This is a genomic window from Parasphingorhabdus halotolerans (assembly GCF_012516475.1).
Classification (GTDB): Bacteria; Pseudomonadota; Alphaproteobacteria; order Sphingomonadales; family Sphingomonadaceae; genus Parasphingorhabdus; species Parasphingorhabdus halotolerans.
The window spans coordinates 628,282-647,030 of record NZ_CP051217.1 but is presented as its reverse complement, the minus strand read 5'-3'; the positions used below and the strand labels follow the sequence as shown (position 1 = coordinate 647,030).

Sequence of the window (18,749 nt, the reverse complement as noted above, 5' to 3'; positions counted from 1 at the left end):
CGAATTTATCTAATTTCTGAAAAGATTCGCTGGAAATCTTGCATTTGCAACAGACTTGTGGCGGTGCAACCGACACGGTGCACTGCGCATCGACCAAAAGGTTGGATTTGAATTTTTGCCCGAGATCACCGAATTTTGGAATTTTTTAATGTCTGCAATCGGTGGTCAGCAGAACGTCCGCTCGTTCCCAGAAACTCAACAAACGGAAATTTGTTTTCCAAGGTATTTCCTTGTCATATGAAATATCCGATACTCGGCTAATCGAACTCGAGTTACTTGTTGGCTAGCAACGTTTCCATCATTGCCAATGCCGATTCCCGACCAAGCTTTTCTATCAAAGGACGGTCAGTTTCATCGCCTATCTCGAAGGTTACCGTAGGCACGCCATATTTTTTGTGAACATAATTTTTGGAGTTTGCTTGCCCCAGATTATGATTGGCATCCCGCTTCACAGGATAATCCGGCATTCTGGTTTGCAGCAAATCCAGCCATTCCTTCAGGAATAGCGGCGGATTAGTGGGGTAGTCATCCGGGATGGTATAAAACACATCATTCTGGGTAGAATGAAAATCAATGAATAGACGAAGCTGTTGATCTGGTGCGCTTTCAATGTCGCCAAGCAGCTTGTCCATCAACTGCGTTTCGGGTTGCGCAAATGGCCCCCAATCGCGGTTGAGATCGGTACCGCCAGTATTGTGTCGCCAATAACCATGATCAACGCCATCGGGATTTAGCACCGGCACAACTATAGTCTCAAACCGCTCGCGAAAAAGCTTGGCCAATGGTTCATCAGAAAGCAGGGTTTCGACAAACGGCATCATCACCAGCGCGCCTGTTATTTCAGGAGGATGCTGGCGGCCGATCAGGACAATCTGTTCACGCGGATTGCCCCCGGTGGCTTTGATCGACATCGCTGGAATTTTTTGCCTTCAGCGGATTTACCGAGCAAGGACTGTTCGACCAATGGAGATTGTGATACTTGACCGACCCATGCAGCATAGTCAGATGATGAAATGATTTCCTGACCAGCAACGAACACGGGCTTTTCGCCAAGCGTGATAATCATCTTTGCCTGCGCGACCCCGTCAATATCTTCGAGCGCAACAGAGTCTGGAGATAAATTAGTCCAGTTAATGCCATCGGTGCTGGTCTTGGGCCAATAGCGGTGACCGCAATGTTCATAATTAAGGCTAATTTGCACCGCGCCTGTATTGCGCGGCGTCAAGCGAAACGCATACCATGCGCTGCAGTTAATCGGTGGTTCGTCTTCCGGTTCAATCTTTATGGCAAGGCCGGTTTGGTTCACGGCCTCACAGGAGGCAATATTGCCAGTTGGAAAGTCAGTATCTAGAACCACATTTGGCGTTTCGCAGCGACCGGGAGCAGCTACAACAGGTGCAACCTCAACTGTGTTCGCGCAACCGCCCAGAATAAGTACTGCAGTTAACGTCGAAAGATAATATTTGGACATTCGCAGAAGGTGGTACATTTTGGTCGTGGCGGGGCTAGGATATTCCATAGCCCCGCCGTTTTGCATCAAAACTTCTTGCGGAGTTCAACAATAAACTGCCGTCCACGCGAGCTATGCAATTCGCTGAAATAGCCATAGCTCTCATCGGCAAGCGGCGGGTCTTCGTTGAACAAATTGTTGATACCGAATTTCAACCTTGTTCCGCTGAGCGCCGTATTGTTATCAACCGTATAGCTGATTGAAGCGTTCATGGTGAACTGATCGTTGACCCGGAAGAAGTTGGCATTTGGATCATCGGAGACGATGAGAACATCGCGGGTCACGCTGGTATCCCAAACCGCGCCGACATATTTGCCGAACACAGTCACATCAACCGGTCCGCTGCCCCAGCTTATCGAGCCGCTCAGGCGCCATTTCGGACGACCTTCGATTTCGAGCAACTCGCCAAGGCCACCAACACCGACATCGGTTGGCAGTGTCCCCGCTGCAATGGCATCGAGCAACTCCTGTCCATCCGGTCCTGCCGACTGGACAAAGGACTTCAGGCGCGCTGCATTGAGACGGAGCCGGATATCACCAATGCCGAACTCAGGCACATTATAGAACATGCCAAAGTCCCAGCCTTTTGATACACGGCTGTCCAGGTTGAGATAAGGATCAAGCACCTGGATGATGCTGCCAGCGGCAGCCAGACTGGTTCCGGCAAACAGCGCGAGTGCATCCGCATCCGGGGCATTGCGCTGAACATTCGGGTTGGTGCTGCCGTTTTGACGCCGAAGCAGGTCGAGTGCGATGGCGTTGTCATCACCAAATACACCCACGATACCGCGCTGTTTTACGCGCCAGTAATCGGCGGTTAGCGTCAGACCAGGAATAAATTCCGGCTCCAGCACTGCGCCGAGATTGATGCTCTGCGTTTTCTCTGGTTGCAACGTGTTGGTACCGGAACGGAAGCTGACGGTGCCGGTTCCACTACATGCGCCCAGATTGGCGATGATATTCTTTTCCACCTGCGCCTGACAGGTAACAAAATCATCACGTGTATTGGAGCGGGTGGTACCAGCATCATTCACCTGGACCAGATTTGGTGCGCGGAAGCCTTTGGACCAGGCACCCCGGAAAATTACGCCAGGAACCGGTGTCCATGATGCCGCAGCACGGGGAACAATGGTCGTTTCATCAATATCCTTGAAATGTTCCATTCGGCCGGCAACCTGGACGTTCAATTCGTGGATCAGAGGAATATCCATATCTTCGGAAACCAGCGGGATGAAGGCTTCGGCAAAGGCCGAAAACACATCACGGCGTCCGCTAGTGTCAGGAGATGGGCTTGACCCCACAACATCGCTGCCGTTGAAGTCGCCGGTGACACTATCGGTAAAGGTAATCGTGCCATCCAAACGTGGATCACGGTCATCCTTGAAAGTCTCACGGCGGAACTCAACGCCGGTCGCGATACCGACATCTCCGCCCGGAAGGGTGAACAGATCATCGCGCGAAACCTTGAAATCGGCCAGTGCCAAAGTGGTTTCGCCTTTGCGGAACACATCAATGCTGATCGCATCGATAACCGCCTGCGGGTTGGGAGTACAATCGCCATTATTGGGGCCAGTGCCTTGATTTTCAAGGCAGCCGCCATTGAACGGATTATAGGCATCCGGTGTGGTGCGATTAAGCGACTGCTGCAAAAGGGTCAACGAAATGCGGCCACGGGTTAGATCGATGCTGTTGGCTTGTGAATAAACAAAGCCTGTATCGAAGTCCCATTCACCAAAATTACCTTTCAAGCCTGCGACCAGGCGGTAGCTGTCCTTGTTAACCGAAACATCGCGGGTGCCAACATCGACAAAACGCATACGCTCCATAATGATGTCCGCACCGCCCGCAGCGATTGTCGTCCCGGGCAGGCGGTTGGGGCTTCCTATTGGACCAAATGGATTCCAGTAAGCAGTCCGGGCAATTCCAACAGGAACAGCTGATAGCAGCGCGGAAGCCTCGTTAGCACGCCGACTTTCGGAACGATAATAGCTGCCTTCCAGATAAAACTCGATCGAATCGCTCAAATCATAGTTGAACAAGGCCGCGGCGTTATAGCGGTTCTTGCGCGAGAACAGATCGACACCGAAATTGGTATTGTATCTTACATCGGTAGTTGGCGTGGTGCCGTTACGCGCACAAATTCCATTACCAAACTCCAGGCGACAGCCGGGGAATGTCGAGGGTTGTAGGTAGAAATCATCATCACCAATTGGCGTGCGTGAAGATGGTGCCTGAATATCGAACTGCCCAAAGGGAGAGCTGGTCGAACGGTTGTTGAAAGACGCATCGCCTTCGAATGGAGTGCCAATCAGCAGATCACGGCGATCATCAAAAGCGGCGTAATCACGGATCGTCACAGGTGCGCCATTTTCATGGAAATAACTGCCATAAACGGTCAAGTTCCCCCGGCCATCGGCAAAATCAAAGCCATAGCCGCCGGAGATGCTGGTGCTGTAAAGGCTAGTGCCATCCGATGCACGCCAGTCGGCTTCAATAAAGCCGCCGGTCATATTGCCTTTAAGGATCGTATTGACCACACCGGCTACGGCATCTGCCCCGTAAACAGCCGATGCGCCATCGCGGAGAATTTCGAGCCTTTTCACACTGCCTGGCGGAATTTCATTGGTATCTGGAGAGACCACAGGAACCAGAAGCTCGGTCTGAAAACCGGGGTGCAGGTTCATCCGGCGGCCGTTGATCAGCAGCAAGGTGTTACCCGTGCCCAGGTCGCGCAGGTTAATCGAGGCAATGTCACCACGCGCGCCGTTGACGCCGCCGGTCGTGTTTTGTTCATTAAAAGCCGTTGTACCAACTTGCGGAATGGCGGCAAAAAGCTCTTCGCCGGAGGCCGCGCCGGTCGCTTCGATCGCAACTTCATCGAGCACCGTTACCGGGAGAACATCATTGATTTTTGCACCCTGAATCTGGGAACCGGTAACGACGATGATTGTTTCACCGTCTTCAGCTTCAGTGGTTTGCGCCAGAGCGGCATTGGCGCTGATCAGCGCGGTCGTCCCCAGCAAAAATGCGCCGACATTACGGTTTCCAGACATAACTTAACCCCCGTGTAGAAAAACAGAAAACAAGCAGAACGAAACAAAATAAAACTTTAGAATAGGTGGCCGATGATGTGCGCGTTGTCTCTGTGCGACATTTCGGCCAGCAGACGAATTAAGGCGCTTCATTTTGGCAATGGTCAATTGCAATTCGGAGTATGTTCGTTCACTTTCGATTCCTGTGATATTTATATCACAATGACGCTCGCGCCTAACGTCAGTTTTTGAACATCATCGTACAACCCCGGAATATTCCTTTTTTGGAGCGATTGTCGAAGGTCCGCGTTTTTTGCGAAAGCTCTAGCGCATCTTTGTCCAGAGGCCATCCGCACGCTTAGTAATCATGGCTTGTCTACAAAACAATCTACTCCGCTCAAGAAGTCTCTTGATCCCAATCCAGAATCAAAAGAGAAAGGACTGTTAGTGTTCGAAACGTGTTCAAATGAACCAATGAAAATTGCTGGTTCTATCCAGCAGGTTGGAATCTTCAACGTTACCGACAATTTTTGAACAACTAAATCACGTCCTCTTTACCCAGATAAGTCATTATATAATATATGAAAAATGGTAGACGCTACAGGGTTCGAACCTGTGACCCGCTGATTAAGAGTCAGCTGCTCTACCAACTGAGCTAAGCGTCCGTATGTTTGGTATGAGGGCTATATAGTCTCTGTTTGGCAAAGAACAACCGGCCTCTATACGTTTTATCCGAATGCTCCGCCGCGTTTGCCTGGATTGCGATCAATCGACATTAATATCCCGACACAGATCATGATGGTCATCATTGACGAGCCGCCATGGCTGAGAAACGGAAGCGGGATGCCGACAACCGGAGCGAGGCCCATCACCATCATTAAATTAATTGCGACATAGAAGAATATGGTCGTGGTCAGTCCTGCTGCGGTCAATTTGGCAAACCGGCTGTTGGCTCTTATCGAAACAGCCAGGCCCCAACGGAACAGCAGGAAAAATCCGAACAAGATGACCATGCCGCCGACAAGGCCCCATTCCTCTGCCATTGTTGCAAAAACAAAATCCGTGTGGCCTTCCGGTAGATAATCAAGATGGCTTTGCGTGCCATTGAGGAAACCTTTGCCAAATATCCCGCCGGAACCGATTGCGATTTTCGATTGGGTGATGTGATATCCCGCACCAAGCGGATCATTCTCCGGGTTAATGAAGGTTGTGACCCGACGCTGTTGATATTCTTCCAGACCGAAAAAGAAGGCGAGGGGAGCAATGACCGACAATGCCGCTGCGCCGCCGATAAACAGGCGCATTGGCAATCCTGCAAGAAATGCGACCGTAAGCGCGCCTGCAACCACAGTGATTGTTGTACCCAGATCGGGCTGTAGCAATATCAGGGCGCTTGGAACGGCAACAAGCACCAGTAAGGGCCATATTGCGCCCCATGTCCGGATTTGCGTCGGTGGCAACAGGTCATAAAACCGCGCAACCGCCAATATGATCGCAGGTTTCATCAATTCTGAAGGTTGAATGCGGATGATCCCCAGATTGAGCCAGCGCTGACTGCCGCCACTAACAGCGCCGATGAGTTCCACACCAAGCAGCATCACCACGATTATAATATATACCGGGAAGGCTGTGGTCTTCCAGAAATTTTCCTTGAGGCGGGAAAACACGATTGCCATGGCGAGAAAAATCAGAAAGCGGATCATATGCCGTCCCGCCCACGGCTCCACGCTGCCGCCAGCCGCGGAATAGAGGACCACGAAACCGAAAGAGGCCATGGCAGAGAGTAAGAAGATTGTTCGCCACGGCAGCTGCGCTATCGGTGCAGGGATGAAATCGCTCAAAGTTTATTGTCCCGCTTGCGGTGCAGGCTCGGTCACTGGCGTGCCATCAGCATCGAGTTCGGGATCAGGTGCCACCCGGCCTTCTGCAATTGCTTTTTCCAGGTCTTTTTTGGAACGATAGGCAGCCATCTTCTTTTCGAGCCGCTGTTCGATATTGCCGCCCCAGCCTTGCTCCATGCTTTCCAACACGCTCATCGCCTTTTCCCGGTCGTAGAGAAACGTCAATACATCGCGCGCAACCGGGTAGGCTGCACCAGAACCTCCGCCATGTTCGATAACGACGGATGCAGCATAGCGCGGATTATCGACCGGCGCGAAGCAGATGAACAGGCCGTGATCGCGATATTTCCAGGGAACGCCTTTGCCGCCGCGACCGAAATCAAGGCTGACAACCTGCGCAGTACCAGTCTTGCCTGCCATTTTTACGTTTTCAACCGGTAACCTCGCCCGGCCAGCCGTACCGGGACCATTAACCACATCGCTCATCGCCTTGCGTACATATTCGATATGTTCAGGATCAAAATCGAGCGATTTGGGCGGCTTGCGTTTCTTGTCCAGAAGCAAATGCGGTTGCAGGTTGTATCCCGTCGCCAGCCGAGCCGACATAACTGCCAGCTGAAGCGGGTTGGCAAGCATATAGCCTTGACCAATAGTGGAGTTCACCGTGTCAAACGCACCCCATTTTTGCTTATATTTTTTCATTTTCCAGTCAGGATTGGGGACGGTTCCATAAAATTGGCTGGCGACTTCAAGATCAAATTCCTGACCCATGCCAAGTTTGTTAGCCATTGCCGCGATGGCGTCCATGCCAACTTGCTGGGCGAATTTGTAGAAATAAACATCGCAGCTTTGATATATGCCCTTCGCCATATTTACGGTGCCATGGCCGCGGCGGTTCCAGCAGTGGAAAAACCGATTTCCAACCCGTAAACCACCGCCGCATGACGCCGTTGCATCCGGGCTGAGCCCTGCTTCTAAAAATGCCATAGCCACCATCGGCTTAACCGTTGAACCGGGAGGGAATAGTCCGCGCAAGGATTTATCCCGCAGCGGAACATGATCATCTTCCCGGAGCATGCCATATTCGCTGGTGCCAATGCCGTCAGAAAAACTATTAGGATCAAAAGACGGCATCGATGTCATCGTCAAAATATCGCCAGTCTTGCAATCCAGAACAACCACGGCTCCGCTTTCCGGTCCAAGCCGGCGCGCGGCATATTCCTGCAGATCAATATCAATTGTCAGTTGTAACGCCTTGCCGGGAACATCGGGCTGCGTATCAAGTTCGCGAATAATTTTACCGCGTGCCGTCACTTCGACCCGCTTGGCACCGGGTTTGCCTTGCAGGCGATCTTCAAAGAGTTTTTCGATACCATCCTTGCCGATTTTATAGCCCGGCGTAATCAGGATCGGATTTGGATTCTCTTTATAGTCCTCGGCAGAAGGGATGCCGACATAACCCACCAGATGACCAACGGCCCCGCCGGTTGGATAATTGCGGGAAAAGCCTTGCTGGGGCGAGACACCGGGCAAATCCGGCAACCGAACCGTCACAGCAGCATATTTTTCCCAATCCAGGCCGGTCGCGACTTGCACAGGCTGGAAACTATTCGCTTTGGACAATTCTTTATTTATCCGCTCCACGTCCTCCGGTTCAAGCGACAGGAGCTCAGCCAGCGTAGCGACCGTTTTCTCCTTGTCCGGTGTCCGGTCAGGAATAATGTCCACCCGGAAGTCGGACTTGTTATTGGCAATAGGCTTGCCATTACGGTCGATCAGCCAGCCGCGCCGTGGTGGGATAAGCGTCAGATTAACGCGGTTGCTCTCGGACAAAAGTTGATAGCGTTCATTTTCCGCGACAGAAATATAGGCCATGCGTCCGGCAAGCAATACGCCGATGCCGGCCTGCAAACCGCCAATGACAGTTGCGCGCCGGGTAAACGTGAGGTTCTGCATCGCCCCGCTGATTGTTTTGCTGCCCTTCATGCAGAAATCCGCCAGTCATCAATAGAACCGATCAACCGGGCAATGAAAGGGTAGAGCAATACTGACAATAAAATCTGCGGGAACAAGATATCAAGTCTCAGTAAGTTGGCGGGGAAGTCGATTATCATCATACTGCTTATTAGCACAAAAACGATCGCAAGGGATGCAATAAGCCAGTCCTGCCAATAATCTCTAGTGTTGGCCTTTCGATCCAGCGTTTCCAAAACGACGAACATCACGGACCACAAAAACGCGGCGCTGCCGAAAGGTTGACCGCTGAAAATATCATCAACCAATCCCAACGGAAAGCCCGCCCATACCGGCCAGTATCCAGGACGTATAAGTCGCCACGCCAGCAGAACCAGCAAACCCATGGGCGGAAGAATGGGGTAATCGGTAATGATAGGCAAGGCGGTTACCATCGAACCCAATATAACCGTGATTGTCGGGATCGCCTTAATACGAAGCTGCGAAGGCTCCCGGTTTATTTTTGAGCGATAGGATTTGGCCATTACTGGCCGCCTTCAGGTATTTCAGCTGGTCGTTCCGCTTCATCCTTTGCAATCTGTCGCATGGTTTCCGCCTGGAAAATTGGCTGTACAATGACGTGGCTCACCTTTGCCGAATTAGCCAAAATCCGGGCGATGGCTCCGGTCTCGGTTTTGCGAATCACGATAGCGACCGGGATTCCGGGGCTATACAGGCCACCACTGCCCGAAGTGATCAATAAGTCACCACCTTTAAACGGATTGGTCCCCAGATTAATCGGACGGACATCTACCGTTCCATCACCGCGACCAGTTGCGAATGCGGGTAATTCATCACTCGCGCGTTTGACAGGTGTGACGTTCTTGGCATCGGAAACCAATAATATTCGCGATGTGCTGGGGCCCGTTTCGAGTACCCGGCCAACGAGACCTTCGGGTGCTCGCACCGGTTGACCGACCAGCAGGCCGCTCGTTGAACCCAGACCCAATGTAGCAATGCGCCGCGAGCTCGACGATGTTGAACTGATCAGTCGGCCCAGCGCGATGGAATCGCCTACATCTTCTTTGAGTTTAAGCAACCGCTTCAACCGCTCATTCTCTTGTTTGAGTGCCCGCGCTTCTAATATCTCGATGCGGCTTTTTTCAAGTTCTTCGAGCATCGCAGCGTTTTTAGAGGCAGCGTAGAAATAGGCGGAGATATTATTGCTCGCGCTTCCGGTAGCACCGCGAGCTTCAGACAATGTTTTACTAACCGGCGCGGTCACTTCGGCCCCGATTGTGCGCAATGTTGAAAAGCCGCGTGGATCGACGATCGAGATAAGCAGCAGTAAGAGCCCCACAACAGCGCCTAATATGCCCAGCATATAGCCAGCGAATATCGAATATTGCGCCCGCTTGGAAAATCCTGGACGCCGGTTTTTTGGCGGCGCCATGCCCGTTCATCCTTTCACTACAAATTTAGTTCTGCGCATTGACGCATCAAGCTGTTGTTAGCACGCCGCGGAACATTTCATCTTCCATTGCCCTGCCAGTGCCGATTGCAACGCAAGCGAGTGGATCTTCTGCCACTGTAACCGGCAAACCGGTTTCATCGCTCAATGCAGCATCCAGTCCGCTGATCAACGCGCCGCCGCCAGTGAGCACGATCCCCTGGTCGACAATATCAGCGGCTAGTTCAGGTGCTGTATTCTCTAGAGCAATACGAACGCCTTCGATAATCGTGCCGATTGGCTCGCTCAGTGCTTCGGCAATCTGGCCCTGATTGATCGAAATTTCTTTCGGGACACCGTTTACCAGATCACGGCCCTTGATGTGGATCGTGTGGCCCACGCCATCGGCAGGTGCCTGTGCAACGCCGAAATCTTTCTTGATCCGCTCAGCTGTGGTTTCCCCGATCAGGAGATTATGATGCCGGCGGACATAGGAAACAATCGCTTCATCCATTTTATCGCCGCCGGTGCGCACTGATGTTGTATAGGCAAGTCCGCGCAGCGATAGAACTGCAACTTCCGTAGTGCCGCCGCCAATATCAACGACCATTGATCCGATGGGTTCGGTAACCGGCATATCCGCGCCAATCGCGGCCGCCATCGGCTCTTCAATCAGATAAACCTGGCTTGCCCCTGCGTTGGAAGCCGCATCGCGAATTGCGCGACGCTCGACCGAAGTCGAACCGCTCGGTACGCAGATCACGATTTCAGGATAGCTGAATAACCGCCTTTTGCCGTGCACTTTTTGGATGAAGTGCTTGATCATCTGCTCCGCGACATCAATGTCGGCAATCACACCATCCCGCAAAGGGCGAATGGCTTCAATGCTATCAGGCGTTTTGCCCATCATCATTTTTGCGTCGTTGCCGACGGCCTTGACTTTTTTCACGCCGTTTATTGTTTCAATCGCCACAACCGAAGGCTCGTTCAATACGATTCCCTGACCGCGTACATATACAACCGTATTTGCCGTGCCGAGATCAATTGCCATGTCCTGCGAGCGAAACTTGAACAGATTTCCGAATACCATGCTTTTTGTCCATATTTTCTTATAGTTGGGCCACAAGCCTCAACGGTTCACCATAGCGATGTTTAAACTGAACGGGGCATGAAATTAACGGCGAGGTTAACCATGAGAATCGGTCAGTAAATCAGGGGTCGCTTGGCAAGATCGCTTGGGCTAGGAAGGCCAATATGTCAATAAGAAGACTCCCTAATAGCCTGATCAATCGTATTGCTGCCGGTGAAGTGGTCGAGCGACCCGCCAGCGCGTTAAAAGAGCTGGTTGAAAACGCTATCGATGCTGGAGCAGACCAGATCAATATCCGCCTGGAGCAGGGTGGCCTCAATCTCGTGGAAGTTGCTGACAATGGCTCGGGTATGACACGGCAAGATATTGCGCTCGCGCTGGAACGGCACGCGACATCGAAACTGCCGGACGATGCTATTGAACTGGTTACGACCATGGGCTTTCGCGGCGAAGCGCTGCCATCAATCGCCAGCGTCTCAAAACTCACCATCGAGAGCCGCACTTCGGGTGCTGATGGTTGGCGGCGGGTTGTCGATCATGGAGATGTAGTGGATGATCGACCGGCAGCGATTCCACCGGGAACGAAAGTGCGGGTTGAAGGGCTTTTTGCAAAGGTGCCCGCGAGACGTAAATTCTTGCGAACGGCGCGCAGTGAATATGCAGCCTGTGTTGATATCGTTCGCCGTCTTGCAATGGCGCGGCCAGATATCGGATTTACGCTGAACCACGAAGGACGAAACGCTATCGCGGTACAAGCGGGTGAAACAGGCCCGGACCGGGTGGCGGCGCTCACTAATCGCGAATTGCGGGCCAATAGTGTGGGTGTCGATCTCGAACGGGAAGATGTAAGATTGACCGGCGTGGCGGGATTGCCGACCTATAATCGCGGTGTGGCGGATCACCAGTTTCTGTTCGTCAATGGTCGTCCGGTGAGAGACAGGTTGCTCGTCGGCGCTGTGCGTGGCGCTTATGCAGAGATGCTGGCGCGGGACCGGCATCCGGTGGTTGCACTGTTTATAGATATGCCGCCGGAGTTAGTGGACGTGAATGTTCATCCGGCAAAAACCGAGGTGCGTTTCCGCGAACCTGCAATGATCCGCGGAATGATTGTAAGTGGATTGCGCCGAGCGCTGGATGAAGGCGGCTTTCGCGCAGTACAGCGCCCGGCAGAATCGGCCTTGGCCAACTGGCAAACAGAGCCGCAGTCTCCCGATCCGCAGGTAAATATTTTTACATCGCAAGGGGTGATTGGAGGCAGGGCAACCATCCAGTCACAACCTTACCCATCAGCATCCGTCGCAGATAATGCCAGTGCTTTCGCAAATTTTCAGAATGGTGATGAACTCGCGCCACTGATGGGGCAGGCGGAAGCGGCGGCAGAACCGGTTCCCGATGCGAACCGCTACCCGTTGGGCATTGCCCGGGGTCAGGTATCGAAAACCTATATAGTAGCCGAAGCAGAAGACGGACTCGTCATCGTCGATCAACATGCGGCCCACGAGCGGCTCGTGCTGGAGCGGATGCGCAAGGCGGTTGAGGGCGGCAAAGTTGCTTCGCAGGCATTGCTCATGGCAGAAGTGGTCGATCTGGATGAAAACGCGTGTGACCGGCTTGAGGCGCGCGCCGAGGAGCTTTCCGAACTTGGGCTGGAACTTGAACGTTTTGGTCCATCTGCGATGCTGGTGCGGGCAACGCCTGCTATGCTCGGTTCCGGCGATGTCAAAGGGCTGGTCACCGACTTGGCCGATGAACTTGGCGCTTATGATGAAGCTTTGTCTTTGAAGGAGCGCATCGACCATGTTGCCTCGACAATGGCTTGCCACGGATCGGTGCGGGCAGGGCGGGTGCTCAATGTTGCCGAAATGAATGCTCTTTTGCGCGAGATGGAAGTGACACCCCATTCAGGCCAGTGCAATCACGGCCGCCCCACATGGGTAAAGCTGGCGCACAGCGATATTGAGAAATTATTCGGGAGAAAGTAATGAAGTCTATTGGTACTGGCATGGTTGGGTTGGCTTTGGCAGCCTGTACGCCAATCAATGGCAGCGACGCTTCGGGTGACAAGGGAACAACCGAGCAAGCGGCAGAAACCGAAAATGCGATGCCGGTCGAACCGATAGGCGATATCGGCGACGGTATTGAGCGCCCGATGCTGCAACCTATGAGCTATCAGGAATTTAGTGGCCCGATTGAAGCCGGGGCCGGTTGCAGTTTCAAAACCGAATTTGATAGATCACCACTATTTGTTGCAACGTCAGAAGACGTTGCGGACAAACATGGCAGAGCGGCGATCAAGTTAAACGACACAATCGTTGTCTTGGCGCATTCCGGAATGGGGCTTACGCAACTGGAGCAAGGTGGCGTTTTTACAACTGACGCGCTAGAAATCACTATTGAACATCCCGGCGGCGAACCGACCAGCGAAGGCGAAGAGACCTATTTCTGGCCCGCGACTCTCAAAATTCTGCAAGATGAAGGTGGAACTAATATGTACGAGGGCAAATATGAGTGTGGGGCTTAATCGCCGCGCACTTCAATCAGACCAGTGCTTTCCATCGTCATAACCCGATCGCCATTTTGATTGAGCACCGTAATCCGGCCCTTTAATATTCCCATATAGGGCCTTTTCCGAGATATTCGTTTGGACAATGTTTCGCTTTCGCAGTGCAGCGTGTCGCACGGGTAAACCGGTTTCAGCCAGCGCAGATTATCGACGCCTGGCGAGCCAAGGCCCGCTTGCTTGTTGGCATTCATATTATCCACAACCATCCGCATCATCATTGCCGCACTGAGCCATCCGCTGCATGATATCCGTCCGAAATGGGTTTTTGCTGCGGCTTCGTCGTCAATGTGAAAAGATTGCGGATCATATTTATGAGCGAAATCCAGCGCCTCTTCGCGGGTCACTTTATATTCGCCGAAACTGGTTACCTTGCCGACTTCGATATCTTCGTAATAGAGCATTTTATACTGATTTCTCTGATTATCCCCTAGACACTCCCGCGCCTCTCCAATCGGGTTAGCTACGCCTGATTATCGCAAGAAACAAGTTTGCGATGGGGATTATTTCGCCAGCGCGTCTTCAAATGGGTGCAGATTACCGTCGCTGGCATTGGGCTCGATATTTGCCAGGCGCGCTACCAGCGAATAAACATCGACATTGTCGAATATTGGCATTTTTCCCTTGGCAGCAATGGCTGGCCCACTCGCCAAAAAAAACGCCGTCATATCGGGATGGCGATTATCGTATCCATGACCGCCGCCAATGCCCGTCATCCATTCCGGGACATCCTGATAAACGACCCAGCCAGTTTCCGGCAGGCATATGATTGACGGTACCCGAGCGTTTTGGCCATATCGAAAATGCTCGGGGATTTGCGAACGCTCCCAACATTGCATGTTATCATGGGTTTTCAGGAATGCGGCTCTTATCGCATCCATGTCCCCTGTTAGCGATTCTATTCCGGCATAGTTGCCATCCTCGACCAAGCGATATTGATCGCGGGGCATGATCGTGTCCAGATAGATGATCCGTTCCGGCGCTGTCTCCGCCATTCCGTGATCCGAGACGATAACAAAATTGACTGGCTGGCCCAGTACATCCAGCTGCGCTTTTAAATCGCCGATGTTCTGATCGACAGCTTTTATGGCGGCATCCAGCCGGTCACTGGGTGCAGGGCCGAAATAATGGCCGGCTGAATCGACCGTATCAAAATATAATGTGATCAGTTTGGGACGGATTTGCGCCGGACGACGCATCCAGTCGATTATGGCGTTGACGCGACGGTCATTGGAAAGCTTTTCGTTGAACGGCCACCAGTCACCGGGGCGTTTTCCGTCCAGTTCCACTTCGGAGCCGGGCCAGAACATGGTGGCGCTTCTCACACCCTGTTTTTCTGCGGTAATCCAGATTGGTTCAGCCTGATCCCACCAAAACGGGTCTTTCGTAGCCATTTTGAAAACTTCACCGGGACGAGCGGTATCTTCCATGGTGTTACCCACAATCCCGTGGTTGTCTGGCGTCTTTCCGGTAACCAGAGTCCAGTGATTGGGAAATGTTTTCGTAGGGAAGCTCGGGCGCATCGGCGCGTGAACGCCGGCAGTGGCTAAGGCGGCGAGATTGGGGGTGATACCACGATCCATATAATCGGGACGGAAGCCATCGATGGAAATCAGAATTGTTACGGGTCCACGGATTTCTGCAGATTCTGAAGTTGCATCATCTTGATCTGGTGTGTTTGTGGCAGCCAAGGCCGGAGAAAGCGCTAGAAGAATGGAGCCAAAAAGGGTCGTTAAAATGCTACGAATCATGCCGCTCTGTCTCCACTCTGTCTCCACCGATGTATTGTTCTAGCCTTATCCTACCAAAGATCAGACGTTAAACTTGAAGTTCATGATGTCGCCATCTTGCGCGACATATTCCTTGCCCTCTTGCCGCAATTTTCCGGCCTCGCGCGCTGCGCTTTCGCCGCCCAGCGTCACATAGTCGTCAAATGCAATGGTTTCAGCCTTGATGAAACCACGCTGGAAATCGGTGTGAATTTCACCAGCTGCTTCGGGGGCCTTTGCGCCTTTGTGCACGGTCCACGCGCGTGCTTCCTTGGGTCCACAGGTGAAGAATGTTTGCAGATTGAGCAAGGAATAACCAGCCCGAATAACCCGGGCGAGGCCGGATTCTTCGAGGCCCAACTCCGCAAGATACTCAGCACGCTCATCGGCTGCCATACCCACAAGTTCTGATTCAATCGCGGCGGATACAATAACTGCTTCCGCGCCTTCGGCCTTGGCTTTCTCAAAAACCGCCGCACTCATGGCATTACCGTTTGCCGCATCGCCTTCGTCGACATTGCAGACATAAAGAACCGGTTTTGCCGTAATTAGTTGGGATTGATCAAACACGCGCTGTTCTTCTTCATCCTTGGGCTCGGTCAAACGCGCCGGTTTGCCTTCGCGGAGCAATTCAAGTGATTGCCCCAACACACTTAAAGCAACCTTGGCTTCCTTGTCGCCGCCCCGGGCTTTCTTTTCAAATCCGGGAACGCGCTTTTCCAGGCTTTCCAGATCGGAGAGCAGCAGTTCTGTTTCGACAACTTCGGCATCGGAAATGGGATCGATCTTGTTGGAAACATGCTGGATGTCATCATCTTCAAAGCAACGCAGCACATGGACGATGGCGTCCACTTCGCGGATATTGCCAAGGAACTGATTACCCAGACCTTCACCCTGCGATGCGCCTTTAACAAGACCCGCGATATCCACAAACGCCAACTGCGTTTCGATAATCTTCGCGCTGCCCGCAATTTTGGCGATCTGTTGAAGGCGCGGATCAGGCACGGCGACCTGACCGACATTGGGTTCAATCGTGCAAAACGGATAGTTAGCCGCCTGCGCCGCCTGTGTTTCCGTCAGCGCATTGAAAAGCGTTGATTTTCCGACGTTGGGAAGTCCAACGATACCGCATTTAAAACCCATTTAATCACTCCGCCCTGCTGAACTTGTTTCAGCATCTCCTGCCGAATCCAAAACAGCGTTTAGTCGCTTGATATCCTGAAACAAGTTCAGGATGACGAAAATCTAATCCTGCATCCTCAACGCCAACTCACTCATAAATCGCGCATTATCACCTTTTGCCAACCAATCAGCCTCCGCTGCAATCGCGCCCAGCATGCCCGCCAGATCATCAATCTCTGCCTTGGCATAATTGCCCAGCACATGGCCATAAACGCGGGACTTATGCCCGGGATGGCCGATGCCAATACGCACACGCCGGAAGTCCGGGCCAATATGCGCATCGATAGAGCGTAACCCGTTATGGCCGGCTGTTCCGCCGCCGACTTTCACTTTCACTTTAAAAGCTTCCAGATCAAGCTCGTCATGGAAAACGGTTACATCCGAAGGTTTCAGTTTGAAGAACCGCATCGCTTCGCCCACCGCGCGACCGCTTTCGTTCATGAAAGTCGCAGGCTTGAGGAGTAAAAGTTTCTCATCAGCCAGTTGACCATCAATCGCCCAACCCTGGAATTTCTGCTTGGGCGCTGGGAATCCGTGCACCTCTTCCAGCGCATCGATCACCATGAAGCCGACATTATGGCGGTGGAGCGCATATTGCGCACCCGGATTGCCAAGGCCGACCCATAGTTGCATTTTCCGTTTTCCTTAAAGTGCAGATACAAAAAACCGTCCATGCTTCGATTGATCGGCATGAACGGTTTTTCGTTACATCGTTTGGTGGGGCGAGGTCTAGTCTTCCGACTTGCCTTCTTCGTCGCCTTCGCCTTCAGCGTCTTCGCCGTCAGCACCCTCTGCGCCTTCTTCGTCCTCGGCTGCTTCTTCGTCTTCATCATCGGAAGATTTGAGAGCAGATGGAGCGACAACGCCGGCAATAGTAAAGTCACGTTCAATGACCACTTCCGCGCCGTCAGGCAGTGTGATTTCGGAAATATGGATAGAATCTCCGATTTCCATTCCGGTAACGTCGATCTCGATCTGATCAGGAATTTTATCTGCATCACACATGAGTTCAAGCTCGTGACGAACCACGTTCAGAACGCCGCCACGTTTGAGGCCAGGTGACTCCTCTTCGTTCACAAATACCACAGGAATGTTGACCTCGACCTTCGCGCCTTTGGCGAGCCGGAAAAAGTCCACATGGAGAGGGCGATCCGAAACCGGATCAAAAGCAACATCTTTTGGCAGAGTGCGGGTGGCTTTGCCGCCCACTTCAACCATGATCAGCGAGTTCATGAAGTGGCCGGTGCCAAGCAGCTTTCTCAGCGCTTTTTCTTCGACATGAATTGGTTCTGCGTCTTTTTTATCGCCATAGATAACGGCGGGGATGCGGCCTTCGCGACGTAATGCACGGGAGGCTCCCTTGCCAGCCCGTTCGCGAGGCTCGGCTGCCAGTGTCAGCTGATCACTCATAATGTTGCTCCAAAAGTTAGATTATTTCAAAAATTCCGCCACGCCTCCAGGGTGCACATGGCCGGAAAGAGGGCGCTATAAGTAGCAGCGCGCCGAAACGCAAGGGTTTATGTAGCGCGTTTCCCTGCCGCCAGCGGTTTAGCGGAAAAAGCCAATTTGATTGCTGGTGGCCAGCAAAGCACCGTTTTTTGACCAGAGCTCGACGCGGGAATCGGTTTTATGGTTCCGGCAGGCGGCGCCATCGACCCGGAGCAGCAGATAATCGGATCCCGCTTCGGCAATATCCTGTTCGCTGGCATAGATATAAGTCGACATGGATACGGTGGAGCCCATCCGCAGATCTTCACTCAGAAAGAAGGTGCGCGGCATTGGCGTGTCGCAGATCGAGAAGAGACTTGCGCGATCGATTGGTCGCCCGTCTGATTCTTTTATCCAGACTAATGCCTCGGGTCTTTCATTGACGGTAAACGGCACGCCTTTAACCAGCTTTTGGTCATAGGTTACGACCCAGCCGGGGCCATGGGATTTTTGCCGTGCATATCTATCGAATTCTCTGGCGATAGCGCATCAGGCATTGCTGTTTGATATTCGAGGTCTGCCTTGCGGCGATTGCTGGAAACAAGATCGGCAGCGATTATCAGCGAACCGTTTTGCGATAGCTCTACCCGCCAGAATTGTGTCGAAGCGCCAGAGCGCAAAAGCTTCGCGGAAACCTCAACCTCGCCCGGACCAACACCGGACAGATAGGTCGTCGTTTGGGAAACCAACGGGCTGCGGCACTCTTCATGCATCTCAATCGCTTTGGCAGCAATCGCAGCCACCCAGCCGCCAAACATCATGCCGGTGGGGTTGCGATATACCGCGCTGGCCTCAATTATGTATTGGCCATCGCCCAGCGGAATGAGCGCTGTTTCGCGGTCGAATGTGAATGTCATGAATTTGCCCTGAAATC

17 protein-coding genes and 1 tRNA gene are annotated in these 18,749 nt (G+C 52.6%); 2 read left to right on the top strand and 16 right to left on the bottom strand.

Annotation, left to right across the window (positions count from 1 at the left end):
- Window positions 1-272: 272 nt before the first annotated feature.
- From HF685_RS03105 to HF685_RS03065, 9 genes are all read right to left on the bottom strand, one after another.
- The gene (locus HF685_RS03105; protein ID WP_168818258.1) at window positions 273-911 is read right to left on the bottom strand and encodes a M14 family metallopeptidase; all 639 of its coding nucleotides are present in this window, start codon (window positions 909-911) and stop codon (window positions 273-275) included.
- Window positions 863-1,471: a M14-type cytosolic carboxypeptidase gene (locus HF685_RS03100; RefSeq protein ID WP_211051330.1), complete on the bottom strand. Its 609-nt coding sequence runs from the start codon at window positions 1,469-1,471 to the stop codon at window positions 863-865. The genes HF685_RS03105 and HF685_RS03100 overlap by 49 nt, the downstream gene beginning before the upstream one ends.
- Window positions 1,472-1,536: 65 nt before the next feature.
- Window positions 1,537-4,563 carry a TonB-dependent receptor domain-containing protein gene (locus HF685_RS03095; RefSeq protein ID WP_168818256.1) on the bottom strand — a complete coding sequence of 1,009 codons (3,027 nt, stop codon included), beginning with the start codon at window positions 4,561-4,563 and terminating at the stop codon, window positions 1,537-1,539.
- A gap of 568 nt (window positions 4,564-5,131) precedes the next feature.
- Window positions 5,132-5,207: transfer RNA gene (locus HF685_RS03090), tRNA-Lys, on the bottom strand.
- Between the two features lie 63 nt (window positions 5,208-5,270).
- Window positions 5,271-6,317, bottom strand: coding sequence for a rod shape-determining protein RodA (rodA, locus tag HF685_RS03085; RefSeq protein WP_168821157.1), 1,047 nt, complete (start codon window positions 6,315-6,317; stop codon window positions 5,271-5,273).
- A gap of 69 nt (window positions 6,318-6,386) precedes the next feature.
- Window positions 6,387-8,369, bottom strand: a complete 1,983-nt coding sequence (mrdA, locus tag HF685_RS03080) for a penicillin-binding protein 2 (protein WP_168818255.1) — start codon at window positions 8,367-8,369, stop codon at window positions 6,387-6,389.
- Window positions 8,366-8,791, bottom strand: a complete 426-nt coding sequence (gene mreD / locus HF685_RS03075) for a rod shape-determining protein MreD (RefSeq protein ID WP_168818254.1) — start codon at window positions 8,789-8,791, stop codon at window positions 8,366-8,368. The genes mrdA and mreD overlap by 4 nt, the downstream gene beginning before the upstream one ends.
- 89 nt (window positions 8,792-8,880) lie before the next feature.
- On the bottom strand, window positions 8,881-9,789 hold the full coding sequence (gene mreC / locus HF685_RS03070; protein WP_168818253.1) for a rod shape-determining protein MreC: 909 nt from the start codon (window positions 9,787-9,789) through the stop codon (window positions 8,881-8,883).
- Window positions 9,790-9,835: 46 nt separating this feature from the next.
- Entirely contained in the window at window positions 9,836-10,876 is a 1,041-nt protein-coding gene (locus HF685_RS03065; protein WP_168818252.1) for a rod shape-determining protein, read from the bottom strand.
- A 164-nt stretch (window positions 10,877-11,040) separates the two neighbouring features.
- Between HF685_RS03065 and mutL the strand changes: the two genes are divergently transcribed.
- Both mutL and HF685_RS03055 read left to right on the top strand, forming a co-directional pair.
- Window positions 11,041-12,858, top strand: a complete 1,818-nt coding sequence (gene mutL / locus HF685_RS03060) for a DNA mismatch repair endonuclease MutL (protein WP_168818251.1) — start codon at window positions 11,041-11,043, stop codon at window positions 12,856-12,858.
- The gene (locus tag HF685_RS03055; RefSeq protein WP_168818250.1) at window positions 12,858-13,397 is read left to right on the top strand and encodes a hypothetical protein; all 540 of its coding nucleotides are present in this window, start codon (window positions 12,858-12,860) and stop codon (window positions 13,395-13,397) included. Before mutL ends, HF685_RS03055 begins: the two co-directional genes overlap by 1 nt.
- On the opposite strand, the gene HF685_RS03050 is transcribed toward HF685_RS03055, so the two are convergent.
- From HF685_RS03050 to HF685_RS16530, 7 genes are all read right to left on the bottom strand, one after another.
- On the bottom strand, window positions 13,394-13,840 hold the full coding sequence (locus tag HF685_RS03050) for a MaoC family dehydratase (protein ID WP_168818249.1): 447 nt from the start codon (window positions 13,838-13,840) through the stop codon (window positions 13,394-13,396). The two genes, HF685_RS03055 and HF685_RS03050, sit on opposite strands and share 4 nt — an antisense overlap.
- Before the next feature lie 99 nt (window positions 13,841-13,939).
- Window positions 13,940-15,187: an alkaline phosphatase family protein gene (locus HF685_RS03045; RefSeq protein ID WP_168818248.1), complete on the bottom strand. Its 1,248-nt coding sequence runs from the start codon at window positions 15,185-15,187 to the stop codon at window positions 13,940-13,942.
- Window positions 15,188-15,247: 60 nt separating this feature from the next.
- Window positions 15,248-16,348 carry a redox-regulated ATPase YchF gene (gene ychF, locus HF685_RS03040; protein ID WP_168818247.1) on the bottom strand — a complete coding sequence of 367 codons (1,101 nt, stop codon included), beginning with the start codon at window positions 16,346-16,348 and terminating at the stop codon, window positions 15,248-15,250.
- A 102-nt stretch (window positions 16,349-16,450) separates the two neighbouring features.
- Window positions 16,451-17,020 carry an aminoacyl-tRNA hydrolase gene (gene pth, locus HF685_RS03035; RefSeq protein ID WP_168818246.1) on the bottom strand — a complete coding sequence of 190 codons (570 nt, stop codon included), beginning with the start codon at window positions 17,018-17,020 and terminating at the stop codon, window positions 16,451-16,453.
- Window positions 17,021-17,116: 96 nt separating this feature from the next.
- Window positions 17,117-17,797 carry a 50S ribosomal protein L25/general stress protein Ctc gene (locus HF685_RS03030; RefSeq protein WP_168818245.1) on the bottom strand — a complete coding sequence of 227 codons (681 nt, stop codon included), beginning with the start codon at window positions 17,795-17,797 and terminating at the stop codon, window positions 17,117-17,119.
- Window positions 17,798-17,935: 138 nt separating this feature from the next.
- On the bottom strand, window positions 17,936-18,271 hold the full coding sequence (locus HF685_RS16535; protein WP_281352813.1) for a thioesterase family protein: 336 nt from the start codon (window positions 18,269-18,271) through the stop codon (window positions 17,936-17,938).
- A 26-nt stretch (window positions 18,272-18,297) separates the two neighbouring features.
- On the bottom strand, window positions 18,298-18,732 hold the full coding sequence (locus tag HF685_RS16530) for an acyl-CoA thioesterase (protein WP_168818244.1): 435 nt from the start codon (window positions 18,730-18,732) through the stop codon (window positions 18,298-18,300).
- Between the last annotated feature and the right edge of the window lie 17 nt (window positions 18,733-18,749).